The sequence below is a fragment of the Bacillus sp. G16 genome, from assembly GCF_021282335.1.
In the GTDB taxonomy this organism is placed as follows: domain Bacteria; phylum Bacillota; class Bacilli; order Bacillales; family Bacillaceae; genus Bacillus; species Bacillus inaquosorum.
This window is the reverse complement of record NZ_JAJSOZ010000020.1, coordinates 17,970-36,221: the sequence shown is the minus strand read 5'-3', so window position 1 is coordinate 36,221 and position 18,252 is coordinate 17,970. Positions and strand designations below refer to the sequence as shown.

Here is an 18,252-nt window from a genome sequence, read left to right as displayed (position 1 = left end):
CCTTCTTTTTACAGATAATTAAGCTTCAAAAATTTCGATTTCTTTGCTGTCTGCAGTAAGTTTTACGATCGCTTTTCTGCGACGGCTAGTCATACCAGTGTAGCGTCCGACACGTTTTGATTTACCTTTGTAGTTCATGATGTTGACTTTGTCAACTTTCACACCAAAGATGCTTTCAACCGCGTCTTTCACTTCTGTTTTGTTAGCTCTTACATCAACTTCAAAAGTATATTTCTTTTCAGCCATTAAATCAGCAGAACGTTCAGTAATGACGGGGCGCTTTAGAACATCACGAGGATCTTTCATTATGCAAGCACCTCCTCTACTTTTTCAACCGCTGCTTTTGTAATCAGAAGCTTCTCGTGGTTGACAACGTCTAAAACGTTGATTCCGTTAGCTTCAACTACAGTAACTCCAGGAATATTGCGAGCAGATAAAGCCACTGCTTCGTTAGCATCCGCAGTTACGATTAAAGCTTTTTTCTCAACAGATAACCCTTTAAGGATAGCTGCCATTTCTTTTGTTTTAGCCGTATCAAGAGTAAGATCTTCAAGAACGATGATGTTGTTGTCGTTCACTTTAGAAGACAATACTGATTTGATTGCCAAGCGGCGAACTTTTTTAGGTAATTTATAAGAATAGCTGCGTGGTGTTGGGCCGAATACGACACCACCTCCGCGCCATTGCGGTGAACGGATAGAACCTTGACGGGCACGTCCAGTACCTTTTTGACGCCATGGTTTACGACCTCCGCCGCGTACTTCAGAACGATTTTTTACTTTATGAGATCCTTGACGTAAGGAAGCTCTTTGCATAAGAATAGCGTCGAATACAACACTCTCATTTGGTTCGATACCAAATACAGAAGCGTTTAATTCGATGTCACCAGCAGTAGAACCGTTTTGGTTGTATAATGCTACTTTTGGCATGATCAATTTCCTCCTTTCCTAAGAGAGTTATTTAGATTTAACAGCACTTTTAACAGTGATTAAAGATTTCTTCGCACCAGGTACGTTACCTTTGATCAAAAGAAGATTGCGTTCTGCATCAACTTTTACGATTTCAAGGTTTTGAACAGTGATTTGCTCTCCGCCCATACGTCCAGGTAATAATTTACCTTTGAATACACGGTTAGGATCTACAGGTCCCATTGAACCAGGACGACGGTGGTAGCGTGAACCGTGAGACATAGGTCCGCGAGATTGTCCGTGGCGCTTGATCGCACCTTGGAAACCTTTACCTTTAGATACTCCTGTTACATCTACGATTTCTCCAGCAGAGAAAATTTCAACCTTGACTTCCTGACCAACTTCATACGCATCCATTTCCACTCCGCGTAATTCTTTAACGAAGCGCTTAGGAGCAGTTTCCGCTTTTGCAACGTGCCCTTTTTCAGGTTTGTTAGAAAGCTTTTCACGCTTGTCGTCAAAACCAAGCTGGATTGCTTCATAACCGTCGTTTTCAGTTGATTTCTTTTGAAGAACAACGTTTGGAGCAGCCTCGATAACAGTTACCGGAATAAGATCACCATTTTCAGCGAATACTTGCGTCATACCAATTTTTCTTCCTAAGATTCCTTTGGTCATTCGTCACACCTCCTATTAAGATCATTCTATATTTTAGAATTAAAGTTTGATTTCGATATCGACACCAGATGGTAAGTCTAATCGCATGAGAGCATCAACAGTTTGTGGTGTTGGGTTCACAATATCGATTAAACGTTTATGTGTACGCATTTCAAATTGCTCACGAGAATCTTTGTATTTGTGCACCGCACGAAGGATTGTGTAAACTGATTTTTCAGTCGGTAACGGGATCGGACCAGATACGCTAGCACCAGAACGTTTTGCCGTTTCAACAATCTTCTCTGCAGATTGATCAAGGATTCTATGATCATATGCTTTCAAACGAATACGAATTTTTTGTTTTGCCATTATTTTCCCTCCTTTTCGCCTACATCAAGTTAGACAGTTCTCCGTGAGAAAAACCTGAACACCTTGCCATGGCAAAGCGGCCGGGTGTGTCAGCAACCTCTCACTTCATCGCAGTCAAAGACCAACATACACCATTATACAGAAAATAGACGTATGTTGCAAGACTTATTTAGAATATGCATGGTTTTGCACACTTTTTTTATTATACAGGTGTTTTTCTTATTTATCAAGGATCTATCGTAAGTGGTACAGTGCGTGGCTACTCAGTGTGCTTGCGAATAATGACGGCTCCTCGACATGCGGGCTGTGAGCCGAATTCTCAAATTGAAGCCAGCGCTTTTCAGGTGCCTCAAGCTCTTGATAATACTGTTTCGATATTTCAGCAGGAACAATTAAATCATGTCTCCCCGAAATGAAAAAGCACGGTACTTTAATAGAAGGAACTGATTTGAATGCATTAAAATTGTACAACTCATCAGTTAAATGTTTATTTGTGAATCGCTGTCCATTGAGGAATTTGTGCATGTTTTTTATTCCATACTCATTACCAGTAAGCATTTGAAATAATATAGCAAGGCTTTGACGACGATGGTGAGTAAATCCTCCCCTGCCCATCTCGACACAAAACCGATAGATAATATGCTGGATATCCTTCTCCCAAGGCGGAGGGCCAATGAAGCGTATAAGCAAAGATACTATACTCACTCTCTTTGTATCAGACATTTCACGTAGATAATGATAAGCAGCTGATTCTTCATAGTGAGGGTTAACAACCTGGCTGATTCCATAATACGCATAAAACAAATCCGGATGCTGCTGCAGTACATGGAGCGCTAGCAGTGAGCCCCAAGAATGGCCAGTAAGATATAGTTTTGTTTTTGAAAAATGGTCTAGGAGCCATTGAGTGACTTGAATTGCATCTTTAACAAAATGGCTGATTGTCATGGAGTGATGAGGAATTCGTTTTGAATAAGAAAGCCCGGATCCTCTTTGATCCCAATGTACTACTGTAAAATGCTGTTCAAGCTCTTTTTGATAATGCCTAACATAACCGATTTGGGGGGTCCCCGGTCCGCCATGTAAAAAAAGCAGCAATGGATTTTTTACATCAGCCCCATTAATCATCAGCATTTGTTTTGTATTTTCAATGCTCAGTTCTTTCATGATTGCGATTGATCTCTTTTCAGGAATCATAAAAATTAGCCCCTCGGATATGATAGGTCTTATTATACAAGAAAAAGACAAGTAAACAAAAAAACGAGACCCACAGGGGGTCTCGTTTATCATCATACTATTACTCAGTGATTGTAGAAACAACGCCTGAACCAACAGTACGTCCGCCTTCACGAATAGAGAAACGAGTTCCTTCTTCGATAGCGATTGTAGAGATAAGTTCAACGTTCATTTCAGTGTTATCTCCAGGCATAACCATTTCTACGCCTTCTGGAAGATGGATGATACCAGTTACGTCAGTTGTACGGAAGTAGAACTGAGGACGGTAGTTAGAGAAGAATGGAGTATGACGTCCACCCTCTTCTTTAGAAAGAACGTAAACTTCAGCTTTGAATTTGCTGTGCGGAGTGATTGTACCTGGTTTCGCAAGTACTTGACCACGTTGGATTTCTTCACGAGATACACCGCGAAGAAGGGCACCAATGTTGTCACCAGCTTCAGCATAATCAAGAAGCTTACGGAACATTTCAACACCTGTAACAGTTGTTTTCTTGTTCTCTTCTTGAAGACCGATGATTTCAACTTCGTCACCGACTTTAACTTGTCCGCGTTCTACACGGCCAGTTGCTACTGTACCACGACCAGTGATTGAGAATACATCCTCAACTGGCATCATGAATGGTTTTTCAGTGTCGCGTTCTGGAGTTGGGATGTACTCATCAACCGCATCCATAAGTTCGAAGATTTTCGCTTCGTACTCAGCGTCACCTTCAAGAGCTTTAAGAGCAGAACCTTTGATTACTGGTACATCATCACCAGGGAAGTCGTATTCGCTAAGAAGATCGCGAACTTCCATTTCAACTAGTTCAAGAAGCTCTTCGTCGTCTACCATGTCGCATTTGTTTAGGAATACAACGATGTATGGTACACCAACGTTTTTAGAAAGAAGGATGTGCTCACGAGTTTGTGGCATTGGGCCATCAGCAGCAGATACTACAAGGATAGCTCCGTCCATTTGCGCAGCACCAGTGATCATGTTTTTAACATAGTCAGCGTGTCCTGGGCAGTCAACGTGTGCATAGTGACGAGTTTCAGTTTCGTACTCAACGTGTGCAGTAGAGATTGTGATACCGCGCTCACGTTCTTCTGGAGCACCATCAATTTGATCGTACGCCATAGCTGTACCTTTACCAGATTTCTTATGAAGTACTGTTGTGATAGCAGCAGTTAAAGTTGTTTTACCATGGTCAACGTGTCCAATTGTACCGATATTGGCATGTGATTTGGAACGGTCGAATTTTTCTTTAGCCATTCTAAAATCCTCCTTAAGAGCTTTTAATTAGTAATGTATAGAGTGATAGGAAGTGAAAGAAAGCTTTCACTTCCTCATCTTACAATAGTAGTTATACTTGAGTTAAGCGGCAAAATCAATTATTCGCCTTTATTTTTTTTGATAATTTCTTCTGCAATGCTCTTCGGCACTTCTTCGTAGTGATCCATGTGCATAGTAAACGTACCGCGACCTTGCGTATTAGAACGAAGTGCAGTAGCGTAACCGAACATTTCAGCAAGAGGAACCATAGCACGAACAACTTGAGCGTTACCGCGTGCTTCCATACCTTCTACGCGTCCGCGACGTGAAGTAACATCACCCATGATATCTCCCATGTATTCTTCTGGAATAACCACTTCTACTTTCATGATTGGTTCAAGAAGAACTGGGTTACATTTGCTGACTGCATTTTTCAATGCCATAGAAGCAGCAATTTTAAATGCCATTTCGTTTGAGTCAACATCATGGTAAGAACCATCGAAAAGTTTTGCTTTAATGTCGATAAGCGGGAAGCCTGCTAGTACACCATTTTCAAGTGAATCTTCAAGACCTGCTTGAACAGCTGGGATGTATTCACGAGGAACTACCCCACCGACAATCGCATTTTCAAATTCAAAGCCAGCGCCTTCTTCGTTTGGTTCGAATTCGATCCAAACGTGTCCGAACTGACCGCGTCCACCAGACTGACGTACGAATTTACCTTCAACTTTTGCACCGGAACGGAATGTTTCACGGTACGCAACCTGAGGAGCACCAACGTTGGCTTCTACTTTAAATTCGCGTTTCATACGGTCAACAATGATATCAAGGTGAAGTTCACCCATACCAGAGATGATCGTTTGGCCAGTTTCTGGGTTTGTTTGAGTACGGAATGTAGGATCTTCTTCAGCAAGTTTCGCTAAAGCGATACCCATTTTATCTTGGTCGGCTTTTGATTTAGGCTCAATAGCAACGTCGATAACTGGTTCTGGGAATTCCATTGATTCGAGGATAACAAGATCCTTCTCATCACATAGAGTATCTCCAGTAGTCGTATCTTTTAGACCTACAGCAGCTGCGATATCGCCTGCGTATACAGTAGAGATTTCTTCACGGCTGTTAGCGTGCATTTGAAGGATACGTCCAACACGCTCACGTTTGCCTTTAGTAGAGTTTTTCACGTATGAACCGGAATCAAGTGTTCCAGAGTACACACGGAAGAACGTCAACTTACCAACGTAAGGGTCAGTCATAACTTTAAATGCTAATGCAGAGAATGGCTCATCATCAGAAGAATGGCGCTCAATCTCTTCATTTGTATCAGGACGTACACCTTTGATTGCAGCAACGTCAGTTGGTGCAGGAAGGTAGTCAAGAACAGCATCAAGTACTAGTTGAACACCTTTGTTTTTGAAGGCAGAACCAACAAGAACAGGGTAGAATTCAACATTTAATGTACCTTTACGGATACCTGCTTTTAACTCGTCAATAGTGATTTCTTCACCCTCAAGGTATTTGTCCATAAGCTCTTCATCAAGCTCACATACAGCTTCAATGAGACTGTTGCGAAGCTCTTCAGCTTGCTCTTTGTACTCTTCAGGGATTTCTTTCGCATCAGAGCGAGTTCCGAGGTCATCTTCGTAGAAATACGCAACGTTTTCTACAAGATCGATGATACCTTCGAAGTTATCTTCAGCACCGATCGGCAATTGAATTGCATGAGCGTTTGCTTGAAGACGGTCTCTTAAAGTTCCTACAGAGTAAAGGAAGTCTGCACCGATTTTGTCCATTTTGTTAACAAAAACGATACGCGGTACTCCGTAAGTTGTTGCCTGACGCCAAACAGTTTCTGTTTGAGGCTCAACGCCTGATTGCGCGTCAAGTACAGCAACAGCACCATCAAGTACACGAAGAGAACGTTCAACTTCAACTGTGAAGTCTACGTGTCCTGGAGTATCGATGATGTTTACGCGGTATCCTTTCCACTGTGCAGTTGTCGCAGCGGAAGTGATTGTGATACCACGTTCTTGTTCCTGCTCCATCCAGTCCATTTGTGAAGCTCCTTCGTGAGTTTCACCAATTTTGTGGATACGACCAGTATAGAACAAGATACGTTCTGTAGTAGTCGTTTTACCGGCATCAATGTGAGCCATGATTCCGATATTACGAGTATTTTCTAAGGAGAACTCTCTTGCCATTGGGTAATTTCTCCTTCCTTATTAGGAAATTGTGTTTTTTAGTATATAAATCCTACCAACGATAGTGAGCAAATGCTTTGTTTGCTTCAGCCATCTTATGAGTATCTTCACGTTTCTTAACAGCAGCACCAGTGTTGTTAGCTGCGTCAAGGATTTCGTTAGCTAAACGCTCTTCCATCGTTTTTTCTCCGCGAAGACGCGCGTAGTTAACTAACCAGCGAAGTCCAAGAGTCGTACGACGTTCAGGACGAACTTCTACAGGAACTTGGTAGTTCGCACCACCTACACGGCGTGCTTTTACTTCAAGTACAGGCATGATGTTTTTCAATGCTTGTTCGAAAACCTCCATTGCATCATTGCCAGTACGTTCTTTAATGATATCGAATGACTTGTATAGGATTGTTTGAGACTTACCTTTTTTACCATCGATCATCATTTTGTTGATTAGACGAGATACAAGCTTAGAGTTGTAAATCGGATCAGGTAAAACGTCTCTTTTTGCTACAGGACCTTTACGTGGCATCTGAATATCCTCCCTTCATCAATTATGCGTATTTTCGTTTATTATTTTGCTTTAGGTTTTTTCGTACCGTATTTAGAACGGCCTTGTGCACGGTTTTCAACTCCAGCAGTGTCAAGCGCACCACGAACGATGTGGTAACGTACCCCTGGTAAGTCTTTTACACGTCCGCCGCGGATAAGTACAACACTGTGCTCTTGCAGGTTGTGACCGATACCAGGAATGTAAGCAGTAACCTCGATTCCGTTAGTTAAACGAACACGAGCATATTTACGAAGTGCTGAGTTCGGTTTTTTCGGTGTCATTGTACCAACACGAGTACATACCCCGCGTTTTTGTGGAGAAGATACATTAGTGTGCTCTTTTTTAAAGCTGTTGTATCCTTTGTTAAGTGCAGGAGACTTTGAGTTTTCTACTTTACTCACGCGTCCTTTGCGAATTAGCTGATTAATTGTAGGCATGATTTTTTCCTCCCTTCGTTACGTTTTATAACCCACATACCCAGGTGGTTCATCAAAAGGCAAAAAACAATGTCTTTACATAAGATAAATCTTACGTAAAAACAAAAGTACGTTATAAAATAATGGCAACAGCGGCTGCTCCTACCTCAATTCCGCAGGCTTTGCCGAGCTTTTTCATGGATTCAACCATTAAGACAGAGATACCTTGATCTTCCGCAAGTGAAACAACACTTGACGTGAGGATCGGATCTGCGTCTTTTGCAACGACTACTTCCTTTACTGAACCTCGTTTTAGAGCTTTCACTGTTTGCTTCGTACCAATAATAATTGATTTGGCCTGTGATACTTTATCATAAGACATAAACATATCCTCCAAAGTAACAGGTTTATTTCGAGCACCTTGGTTATATTATCATTCTAGGAGACGAATGTCAACAAGGTATGACATTTTTTAGTTTCGTACTTCTCATAGAGTGATTTTTTATTAAAAATATCTGCTGAAAGACTGTTTTGGCAGTCTTTCAGCAGCTTTAAATCAGTTATTCAACCGGAACCATGTCTTCAGTCGGCTGAACATTTGAAACTGGTTTTACTTTACGGTATTTCATCATACCTGTACCAGCAGGAACAAGCTTACCGATGATAACATTCTCTTTCAAGCCGAGAAGCTCGTCACGCTTACCTTTGATCGCTGCGTCTGTAAGGACACGTGTTGTTTCCTGGAAGGAAGCAGCAGATAAGAATGAATCAGTTTCAAGAGATGCTTTTGTAATACCGAGTAAGACAGGACGGCCTGTAGCAGGACGATTGCCTTCAAGCAATACCTTTTTGTTCGCTTCAGTAAATTGGTGAATATCAAGCAATGTACCTGGAAGCACATCAGTGTCACCAGCGTCAATCACACGAACTTTGCGAAGCATCTGGCGAACCATTACTTCTACGTGTTTATCACCGATTTCAACACCCTGCATACGGTAAACCTTTTGAACCTCATGGAGAAGATACTCTTGAACAGTTGTCAGGTCAGTCACTTTAAGAAGCTCTTTCGGATCGATTGAACCTTCTGTCAGTACTTGGCCTCGAGTAATTTTATCTCCTTCCGCTACTTTCAGGCGGGAGTTATAAGGTGCCGTATAAGAACGTGTTTCCACTGCGCCTTGAACCACAATTTCCTGTTGCTTATCACGAACTTCATTGATCTCAACGACTGTACCGTCGATTTCTGTAATTGTTGCCTGACCTTTCGGATTACGCGCTTCGAAAAGCTCTTGGATACGCGGAAGACCCTGTGTGATATCGTCTCCGGCAACCCCGCCTGTATGGAATGTACGCATTGTTAACTGTGTACCAGGCTCACCGATTGATTGGGCAGCAATGATACCGACCGCTTCACCGACTTCAACATCGGAGCCAGTTGCAAGATTTCGGCCATAGCATCGTTTACATACACCATGAGGCGTATTACATGTGAAGGCAGAACGGATCCACACTTCTTCAATGCCGGCTTCTACAATCTCCAGTGCTTTATCTTCATCGATCAGTTCGTTTTCATTTACAAGCACTTCACCTGTTTCAGGGTGCTTCACTTGTTTTCGTGCAAAACGGCCGATTAAGCGTTCTTCTAAGCGCTCAATGGTTTCAGTTCCTTCTTTAAGTGGCTTAGCAAGGATGCCTCGGTCAGTTCCGCAATCAGTTTCACGGATGATAACATCCTGCGCAACGTCAACGAGACGGCGTGTAAGGTAACCTGAGTCAGCAGTTTTAAGGGCGGTATCGGCAAGACCTTTACGCGCACCGTGAGTGGAGATAAAGTACTCCAATACTGTCAGACCTTCACGGAAACTTGATTTGATCGGTAATTCAATGATACGTCCAGCCGGGTTGGCCATCAGGCCGCGCATTCCGGCAAGCTGCGTAAAGTTAGACGCGTTACCACGGGCACCAGAGTCACTCATCATGTAGATCGGGTTGAGCTCATCAAGTGATTTCATCAGTTTGCCTTGGATAACGTCTTTTGCAGCACTCCAGATAGAGATAACTCTCTCATAGCGTTCTTCTTCTGTGATTAGACCACGTCGGAATTGCTTCATGACGTTATCAACTTTGCTTTGCGCTTCCTCAAGAATTTCTTGTTTATCATCGAGTACGACGATGTCAGAAACCCCAACTGTAATACCAGCTTTTGTTGAATATTTGAAACCTAGGTTTTTCATGCGGTCAAGCATTTTAGACGTTTCCGTGATATGGAATCGTTTAAAGATTTCCGCGATGATTTTACCCAGAATACCTTTTTTAAACGGTGCATTGATTGGCTGCTGTTCAATGACAGCTTTAACATCGGCACCTTTTTCTAAGAAGAAACGGTCAGGTGTTTTCTCTTCAATGTTGCTCTTCGTTGGCTCATTCATGTAAGGGAATGATTCCGGAAGAATTTCATTGAAGACAAGCTTACCAACAGTTGTAATTAACAATTTTGAGCGCTGTTCTTCGGTAAATGTCACATTCTTAAGGGAGTTAGCTGCAACAGCTACTCTCGTATGAAGGTGAACATATCCGTTTTGATAAGCAAGAAGCGCTTCGTCTGTATTCTTGAAGACCATACCTTCACCGACAGCACCGGCACGCTCAAGTGTCAGGTAATAGTTACCCAGTACCATATCCTGAGACGGTGTTACAACCGGTTTACCATCTTTAGGGTTCAAGATGTTTTGAGCAGCAAGCATCAAGATGCGTGCTTCAGCTTGTGCTTCAGCAGATAATGGTACGTGAACCGCCATTTGGTCACCGTCAAAGTCAGCGTTATAAGCTGTACATACGAGCGGGTGAAGGCGGATTGCGCGTCCTTCAACAAGCGTTGGTTCAAACGCCTGAATACCTAATCTGTGAAGTGTAGGGGCACGGTTCAGAAGTACCGGATGCTCCTTAATAACTGATTCCAGTACATCCCATACTTCAGGCTGTACGCGCTCAATTTTACGTTTCGCACTCTTAATGTTGTGAGCAAGACCTTTTTCAACAAGTTCTTTCATAACGAAAGGTTTGAAAAGCTCAAGCGCCATTTCCTTCGGTAAACCGCATTGGTACATTTTCAAATGAGGACCAACAACGATTACAGAACGTCCGGAGTAATCGACACGTTTACCAAGAAGGTTTTGACGGAAACGGCCTTGCTTCCCTTTCAGCATGTGAGAAAGAGATTTTAACGGTCTGTTACCAGGACCCGTTACAGGACGTCCGCGGCGGCCGTTGTCAATTAGGGCATCGACAGCCTCTTGAAGCATACGTTTTTCGTTTTGAACGATAATGCTAGGCGCACCAAGGTCCAAAAGGCGTTTCAAACGATTGTTACGGTTGATGACACGACGATAAAGGTCGTTCAAATCAGAAGTCGCAAAACGTCCGCCATCTAGCTGAACCATCGGTCTAAGCTCAGGAGGAATAACAGGGAGCACATCAAGGATCATCCAAGAAGGCTTGTTTCCTGAGTTACGGAAGGCTTCTAAAACTTCAAGGCGTTTGATCGCACGAGTACGGCGCTGTCCTTGTGATGTTTTCAGCTCTTCTTTTAACATATCAACTTCTTTTACAAGATCGATATCTTGAAGAAGTTTATGAATCGCTTCTGCACCCATTGATGCTTGGAATTTATTACCGTATTTATCAAGATAAGCACGGTATTCTTTCTCAGACAGAAGCTGTTTCTTTTCAAGCGGTGTGTTTGCAGGATCAGTTACAACGTAAGAAGCAAAGTAAATGACTTCTTCTAAAGCACGAGGTGACATATCCAGCACAAGACCCATACGGCTTGGAATACCTTTGAAATACCAAATGTGGGAAACTGGGGCAGCCAGTTCAATGTGCCCCATTCTCTCACGACGGACTTTAGCCCGTGTTACTTCGACTCCGCAGCGGTCACAAACTACGCCTTTATAACGAACTCGCTTGTACTTCCCGCAATGACATTCCCAGTCCTTAGTCGGTCCGAAAATGCGTTCGCAGAATAGACCGTCCTTTTCAGGTTTTAACGTACGATAGTTTATCGTTTCAGGCTTTTTCACTTCACCAAAAGACCATGAACGGATTTTATCCGGTGAAGCAAGACCGATGTTCATATACTCAAAATTGTTCACATCTAGCAAGGGGCCTACCTCCCTTTTTATCTTCGGATTAACCGATGTCACTTGCCTTTATAACTAGAGATTATTCTTTTGTTACTACATCGCGTTCAACGTCTGCAGATGCTGTTTCTTCCGGCTCTTCATCACCTGATAATGCCAGACCGTCAGCTTGTTTCGCATCTTCTTCGTCTTCTAAATCTCTCATTTCTATTTCTTCTTCATCACCGGAAAGGATTTTGACATCCATACCTAAGCTTTGAAGTTCTTTGATTAATACTTTGAATGATTCCGGAACACCTGGTTCTGGAACGTTGTCGCCTTTAACGATGGCTTCATATGTTTTCACACGTCCAACCACGTCATCAGACTTAACAGTCAGAATTTCTTGAAGAGTGTAAGCCGCACCGTAAGCTTCAAGTGCCCAAACTTCCATCTCACCGAAACGCTGTCCGCCAAATTGCGCTTTACCGCCAAGAGGCTGCTGCGTAACAAGTGAGTAAGGACCTGTAGAGCGCGCATGAAGTTTATCGTCAACCATGTGAGCCAGTTTAATCATGTACATGATACCGACAGATACGCGGTTATCAAACGGCTCTCCAGTACGTCCGTCGTAAAGCACCGTTTTGGCGTCACGAGACATGCCGGCTTCTTCAAGTGTTTCCCAAACATCCTCTTCACGCGCTCCGTCAAATACAGGAGATGCAATGTGGATGCCAAGGTAACGAGCGGCCATACCCATATGAAGCTCCAATACCTGCCCGATGTTCATACGTGATGGTACGCCCAGCGGGTTAAGCATGATGTCAATTGGTGTGCCGTCAGGAAGGTAAGGCATATCCTCTTCAGGAAGAATCTTAGAGATAACACCTTTGTTACCGTGACGACCGGCCATTTTGTCCCCTTCAGAAATCTTACGTTTCTGAACGATATATACGCGTACCAACTGGTTAACACCCGGAGGAAGTTCGTCTCCATCTTCACGGTTGAAGACTTTAACGTCGTGGATAATTCCGCCGCCGCCGTGAGGCACACGAAGAGAAGTATCACGAACCTCGCGGGCTTTTTCACCAAAGATGGCGTGAAGCAGGCGTTCTTCAGCAGTCAGTTCAGTTACACCTTTAGGCGTTACTTTACCAACAAGAAGATCTCCGTCTTTTACTTCTGCCCCAATACGGATGATTCCGCGGTCATCAAGATTGCGAAGCGCATCTTCACCGACGTTTGGAATATCGCGAGTGATTTCTTCAGGTCCAAGTTTCGTATCACGTGCTTCTGATTCGTATTCTTCGATGTGGATAGATGTATAAACATCATCCTTCACAAGGCGTTCACTCATGATGATGGCATCCTCATAGTTGTAGCCATCCCATGTCATGAAGCCGACCATTACGTTACGGCCAAGTGCAAGTTCACCAAGCTCCATAGAAGGACCGTCAGCAAGGATTTCTCCTTTTACCACTTCATCGCCGACACTTACGATCGGACGCTGGTTGTAGCACGTACCTTGGTTAGAGCGGACAAATTTCAGCAGGCTGTATTTATCCAGGTTTCCTTTTACTTTTTGACCGTCTACTTCTTCATAACGGCGAACCCAGACGTTTTTCGCTTCTACGCGTTCAACGATACCAGGATGTTTACAAATAACAGCGGCACCAGAGTCTTTACCTGATACGTATTCCATACCAGTACCAACGAATGGTGCTTCCGGCTGCATCAAAGGCACAGCCTGACGCTGCATGTTCGCTCCCATGAGGGCACGGTTGGAGTCATCGTTTTCTAGGAACGGGATACATGCTGTCGCAGCAGAAACAACCTGCTTAGGCGATACATCCATGTAGTCCACACGGTTTCTGGAAACGACGGTGTTCTCTCCGCGGAAACGGGCTACGATGCTGTCATCAATAAATCCGCCTTCGTCATCAAGACGAGCGTTCGCTTGAGCGACAACATAGTTATCCTCTTCATCAGCAGTTAAGTAATCGATTCTGCCAGTTACCTTCCCTGTTTCAGGGTCAACACGGCGATATGGCGTTTCGATAAAACCAAAACGGTTTACTTTTGCATAAGATGAAAGTGAGTTGATCAAACCGATGTTCGGGCCCTCAGGCGTTTCAATCGGACACATACGGCCATAGTGGGAGTAGTGAACGTCACGCACTTCCATTCCGGCACGTTCACGTGTTAATCCGCCCGGTCCTAATGCTGACAGACGGCGCTTATGCGTTAATTCAGCAAGCGGGTTCGTCTGATCCATGAATTGAGAAAGCTGAGAGCTTCCAAAGAACTCTTTAATGGACGCAATAACAGGACGAATATTAATCAGCTGCTGAGGTGTAATTGTATTCGTATCTTGAATTGACATTCTCTCACGAACCACACGCTCCATACGGCTTAAACCGATACGGAATTGGTTCTGGAGAAGCTCACCTACAGAACGTAAACGGCGGTTTCCAAGATGATCGATATCATCTGTGTCGCCTACTCCGTGCAGCAGGTTGAAGAAGTAGCTGATAGAAGAAATAATATCAGCAGGTGTAATGTTTTTGATCTCTTCTTCAATGTAAGCATTGCCGATTACATTAATAACCTGTTCTCCTTCTTGATCAGTCGGAGCAAAGATTTTAATTGATTGAAGAGTTACTTCATCTTCAACAACGCCGCCATTCGGATACAGCTTTCTGAAACCGATTCCGTTTTCTAAGTATGGCAGTACTTTATCAAGTGTTCTTCTATCAAGAATCTGACCTTTTTCAGCCAAGATTTCTCCTGTTTCAGGGTCAACAAGCGTTTCAGCAAGTCTCTGATTAAAGAGGCGATTCTTAATATGAAGTTTTTTATTAATTTTATAGCGTCCTACATTTGCAAGATCGTATCGTTTCGGATCAAAGAAACGAGAATCAAGCAAGCTTTTCGCATTTTCTACTGTAGGCGGCTCTCCAGGACGGAGACGCTCGTAAATTTCAAGCAGCGCTTTGTCGCTGTTTTCTGTGTTATCTTTATCAAGCGTATTTCGCAGGTATTCGTTCTCTCCTACGAGATCAAGAATCTCTTGATCGGAGCCGAAGCCGAGAGCACGCAAAAGAACCGTAACCGGCAACTTACGTGTGCGATCAATGCGGACATAAACAACATCTTTCGCATCAGTTTCGTATTCTAACCATGCGCCACGGTTTGGAATGACAGTTGCGGTAAAACCTTTTTTACCGTTTTTGTCTACTTTACCACTGAAATATACACTTGGAGACCGAACAAGTTGGGAAACGATAACGCGTTCCGCACCGTTAATGATAAAAGTACCTGTATCTGTCATAATAGGGAAATCACCCATGAAGACATCTTGGTCTTTTACCTCTCCAGTTTCTTTGTTAATTAAACGAACCTTCACTCTTAGCGGAGCTGAGTAAGTCACATCACGTTCTTTTGATTCCTCTACAGGATATTTAGGCTCACCTAAACTATAATCAATGAACTCAAGAGAGAGGTTACCAGTGAAATCCTCAATTGGTGATATGTCTTGAAACATCTCTCTAAGACCCTCATCAAGAAACCACTGATAAGAAGAGGTTTGAATTTCAATGAGATTTGGTAATTCTAACACTTCGCTAATGCGAGCATAGCTTCTGCGCTGGCGGTGTCGTCCATACTGAACTAGTTGACCTGTCAACTGATTCACCCCTCAAATCATGCGTATTATATGTGTAATAAGCATCTCTTCCAAAGAAAGAAATACTTTTACAAGACAAAAGAAAAAAGGGTTTCTAATTAAGAAAACCACATCCAAAAACAAATACCGATTTTATTAGCATTTCCATACTTGTATAATTTATACATAGATATTGACAATTCATCATATCAAGCAAAATATATACATTGGCATTTTATAATATTAACATAGCTAAAATACCGAGTCAAACTTTTTTTGCTTTTATGATATAATAGCCTTTCTTTTTTTGAACGACAGAAACTTCATCGAACAGTTCCTCGAGCTTTTCAATGGCAGAAGGCGCGCCTTGCTTTTTCTGTATGACGATCCACAACTCACCTGAAGCTTTTAAGTGTTCAGCGCTTTTCTCAAAGATAGCATGGACAACTTTTTTTCCGGCTCGGATTGGGGGATTTGTAAGAATAGAAGCAAATGTTTGAGCAGAATCAACGTTCGAAAACAAATCACTCTGATAAATCTTAACGTTTGTTACTCCGTTTCGTTCTGCATTTTCATTTGATAGCTCTACAGCTCTCTCATTAACGTCAATCATGTGGATGGTCCGGTCTTTAAAGTCGCTGGCCAGCGATAGACCTATCGGGCCGTACCCGCAGCCTACATCAAGAAAGCTGCCCTCAACTTCAGGCTCTTCAAAAGAATCAATCAGCAGACGGGAGCCAAAATCAACTTCCTTTTTAGAAAAAACCCCGCTGTCACTGGTAAACGTGAAATCTTTATTACGAAGCCTAAAAGACCAGGTTTGCTTGTTGCTTTTTACTGAAGGTTTTTCTGAATAATAATGCTCACTCATACTCGGAACCTCCTTTTTTCATGGCTTAAAGAATGGCAAAGAAAAAGCCCGCCTCATAAAAGCGAGCTTCCCCTACAGGTAAGTGAAGATTACTTAACTTCTACAGAAGCGCCAACTTCTTCAAGTTTAGCTTTAAGCTCTTCAGCTTCTTCTTTAGCAATACCTTCTTTAAGTGGTTTTGGAGTGTTGTCAACAAGTTCTTTAGCTTCTTTCAAGCCAAGACCAGTGATTTCACGTACAACTTTGATAACTTTGATTTTTTGAGAACCTGCACCAGCAAGGATAAGGTCGAATTCGCTTTGCTCTTCAGCAGCTCCGCCTGCAGCAGCTCCGCCAGCTACAGCTACAGGAGCAGCAGCAGTTACGCCAAATTCTTCTTCGATTGCTTTTACTAGGTCGTTCAATTCAAGTACAGTTGCTTCTTTAACGGAAGCAATGATTTCTTCGATATTTAAAGCCATTTGTAATTCCTCCATTTTGTTTTAATTTATGAAAAACTGATTAGATTAAGCGCCTTGTTCTTCCTTTTGTTCTGCCACAGCTTTTGCAGCAAGAGCAAAGTTGCGAACTGGAGCTTGAAGTACGCTAAGCAACATAGAAAGCAAGCCTTCGCGTGATGGAAGTTCAGCAAGAGCTTTCACTTCTTCAACAGTAGAAACTTTACCTTCGATAACGCCAGCTTTGATTTCAAGAGCTTCGTGATTTTTAGCGAACTCATTAAGAACTTTAGCCGGAGCGACAACATCTTCAGTGCTGAATGCAATCGCGTTCGGTCCAGTTAAGAAATCATTCAAACCATTAAGCTCAGCTTGTTCAACCGCACGGCGAGTCATCGTATTTTTGTAAACTTTGAACTCAACGTTAGCTTCGCGAAGCTGTTTACGAAGTTCTGTTACTTCAGAAACGTTAAGTCCGCGATAGTCAACGATGATCGTTGATTTACTTTCTTTCAGTTTAGAAGCAATTTCTTCAACAACAACTTTTTTTGTTTCAATTGCGCTGCTCATGGTTACACCTCCTGTAGATTCTTGTGTAACACTTATACCGTTAGGTGATCACGACTGAGACGACGGATTCCATATAAAAAGCCTCCATGAGACATGGAGGCTGTATATACAAGCATACGTAACGTAATAGCTGTGATAATATACACCTCGGTAGGATAATTAAGCGGTTAGGCCCCTACTGTCTACGGTATAAATGATATTCTATTTTACAACATTTTGAATCATATCAGAATGTTGATGTCATGTCAATATTATTTTACGTTAAAAGTTGAAGAGTCTACTTTGACACCAGGTCCCATAGTAGATGTTACAGCAACGTTTTTCACGTAAACGCCTTTTGCTGCAGCAGGTTTAGCTTTCAGGATTGTATCGTACATTGTTGTGAAGTTCTCAACAAGTTTTTCATCCTCGAAAGAAACTTTACCGATAGGAACATGAATGTTTCCAGCTTTATCAACGCGGTATTCAACTTTACCAGCTTTGATTTCGCCGATTGCTTTTTCAACTTCGAAAGTAACTGTACCAGTTTTAGGGTTTGGCATTAAACCTTTTGGTCCAAGTACACGACCGATTTTACCAACTTCACCCATCATGTCAGGTGTAGCTACGATTACATCGAAATCGAACCAGCCTTGTTGAATTTTGTTGATGTAGTCAGTATCGCCAACGTAATCTGCACCAGCAGCTTCAGCTTCTTTCGCTTTTTCGCCTTTTGCGAAAACGAGAACACGCTGAGTTTTACCAGTTCCGTTTGGAAGCACAACTGCTCCACGGATTTGCTGGTCGTTTTTACGAGGGTCAACCCCAAGACGGAAAGCCACTTCAACTGTAGCGTCGAATTTAGCTGTGTTTGTTTTTTTAACGAGAGCTACTGCTTCAGAAACGTCGTAAGCTTTTGAACGATCTACAAGCTTAGCAGCTTCAACGTACTTTTTACCTTTTTTAGCCATTTTAAAATTTCCTCCTTATGTGGTTATAGCGGAATAACCTCCCACGAATAAGGGTTGCGAACTTG

The 18,252-nt window shown here is 42.7% G+C and carries 16 protein-coding genes and 1 other annotated feature; all 16 genes read right to left on the bottom strand.

All coding sequences use genetic code 11. The features are described from left to right. Positions 1 to 18: 18 nt before the first annotated feature. The gene (gene rplW / locus LWH95_RS18430; RefSeq protein WP_003225793.1) at positions 19 to 306 is read right to left on the bottom strand and encodes a 50S ribosomal protein L23; all 288 of its coding nucleotides are present in this window, start codon (positions 304 to 306) and stop codon (positions 19 to 21) included. Next, positions 306 to 929 (bottom strand): 50S ribosomal protein L4, encoded by a 624-nt coding sequence (gene rplD / locus LWH95_RS18425; protein ID WP_003242004.1) that lies wholly within the window; start codon positions 927 to 929, stop codon positions 306 to 308. Before rplD ends, rplW begins: the two co-directional genes overlap by 1 nt. 27 nt (positions 930 to 956) lie before the next feature. Further along, positions 957 to 1,586: a 50S ribosomal protein L3 gene (gene rplC / locus LWH95_RS18420; RefSeq protein WP_003225791.1), complete on the bottom strand. Its 630-nt coding sequence runs from the start codon at positions 1,584 to 1,586 to the stop codon at positions 957 to 959. 39 nt (positions 1,587 to 1,625) lie between these two features. Then, positions 1,626 to 1,934 (bottom strand): 30S ribosomal protein S10, encoded by a 309-nt coding sequence (rpsJ, locus tag LWH95_RS18415; RefSeq protein WP_003156464.1) that lies wholly within the window; start codon positions 1,932 to 1,934, stop codon positions 1,626 to 1,628. A gap of 234 nt (positions 1,935 to 2,168) precedes the next feature. Beyond that, positions 2,169 to 3,128, bottom strand: coding sequence for an alpha/beta fold hydrolase (locus tag LWH95_RS18410; RefSeq protein ID WP_232920130.1), 960 nt, complete (start codon positions 3,126 to 3,128; stop codon positions 2,169 to 2,171). A 100-nt stretch (positions 3,129 to 3,228) separates the two neighbouring features. Continuing rightward, positions 3,229 to 4,419, bottom strand: coding sequence for an elongation factor Tu (gene tuf / locus LWH95_RS18405; RefSeq protein ID WP_003242008.1), 1,191 nt, complete (start codon positions 4,417 to 4,419; stop codon positions 3,229 to 3,231). A 119-nt stretch (positions 4,420 to 4,538) separates the two neighbouring features. Next, positions 4,539 to 6,617 (bottom strand): elongation factor G, encoded by a 2,079-nt coding sequence (gene fusA, locus LWH95_RS18400; RefSeq protein WP_019257279.1) that lies wholly within the window; start codon positions 6,615 to 6,617, stop codon positions 4,539 to 4,541. 52 nt (positions 6,618 to 6,669) lie between these two features. Next, positions 6,670 to 7,140 carry a 30S ribosomal protein S7 gene (gene rpsG, locus LWH95_RS18395; RefSeq protein WP_003225784.1) on the bottom strand — a complete coding sequence of 157 codons (471 nt, stop codon included), beginning with the start codon at positions 7,138 to 7,140 and terminating at the stop codon, positions 6,670 to 6,672. A 41-nt stretch (positions 7,141 to 7,181) separates the two neighbouring features. Then, on the bottom strand, positions 7,182 to 7,598 hold the full coding sequence (gene rpsL / locus LWH95_RS18390; RefSeq protein WP_003225781.1) for a 30S ribosomal protein S12: 417 nt from the start codon (positions 7,596 to 7,598) through the stop codon (positions 7,182 to 7,184). A gap of 112 nt (positions 7,599 to 7,710) precedes the next feature. Next, positions 7,711 to 7,959, bottom strand: a complete 249-nt coding sequence (locus tag LWH95_RS18385; protein WP_003242012.1) for a 50S ribosomal protein L7ae-like protein — start codon at positions 7,957 to 7,959, stop codon at positions 7,711 to 7,713. A gap of 178 nt (positions 7,960 to 8,137) precedes the next feature. Then, entirely contained in the window at positions 8,138 to 11,737 is a 3,600-nt protein-coding gene (gene rpoC / locus LWH95_RS18380; RefSeq protein WP_003225772.1) for a DNA-directed RNA polymerase subunit beta', read from the bottom strand. 61 nt (positions 11,738 to 11,798) lie between these two features. Next, positions 11,799 to 15,380 (bottom strand): DNA-directed RNA polymerase subunit beta, encoded by a 3,582-nt coding sequence (gene rpoB, locus LWH95_RS18375; protein ID WP_019257278.1) that lies wholly within the window; start codon positions 15,378 to 15,380, stop codon positions 11,799 to 11,801. Between the two features lie 244 nt (positions 15,381 to 15,624). Further along, positions 15,625 to 16,230: a class I SAM-dependent methyltransferase gene (locus tag LWH95_RS18370; RefSeq protein ID WP_003242018.1), complete on the bottom strand. Its 606-nt coding sequence runs from the start codon at positions 16,228 to 16,230 to the stop codon at positions 15,625 to 15,627. Between the two features lie 89 nt (positions 16,231 to 16,319). Beyond that, positions 16,320 to 16,691 (bottom strand): 50S ribosomal protein L7/L12, encoded by a 372-nt coding sequence (rplL, locus tag LWH95_RS18365; protein WP_003156436.1) that lies wholly within the window; start codon positions 16,689 to 16,691, stop codon positions 16,320 to 16,322. 45 nt (positions 16,692 to 16,736) lie between these two features. Next, positions 16,737 to 17,237, bottom strand: a complete 501-nt coding sequence (gene rplJ, locus LWH95_RS18360) for a 50S ribosomal protein L10 (RefSeq protein ID WP_003242020.1) — start codon at positions 17,235 to 17,237, stop codon at positions 16,737 to 16,739. 65 nt (positions 17,238 to 17,302) lie between these two features. After that, positions 17,303 to 17,443, bottom strand: a sequence feature (ribosomal protein L10 leader region). Between the two features lie 45 nt (positions 17,444 to 17,488). Continuing rightward, positions 17,489 to 18,187: a 50S ribosomal protein L1 gene (gene rplA / locus LWH95_RS18355; RefSeq protein ID WP_003242022.1), complete on the bottom strand. Its 699-nt coding sequence runs from the start codon at positions 18,185 to 18,187 to the stop codon at positions 17,489 to 17,491. Positions 18,188 to 18,252 lie beyond the last annotated feature (65 nt).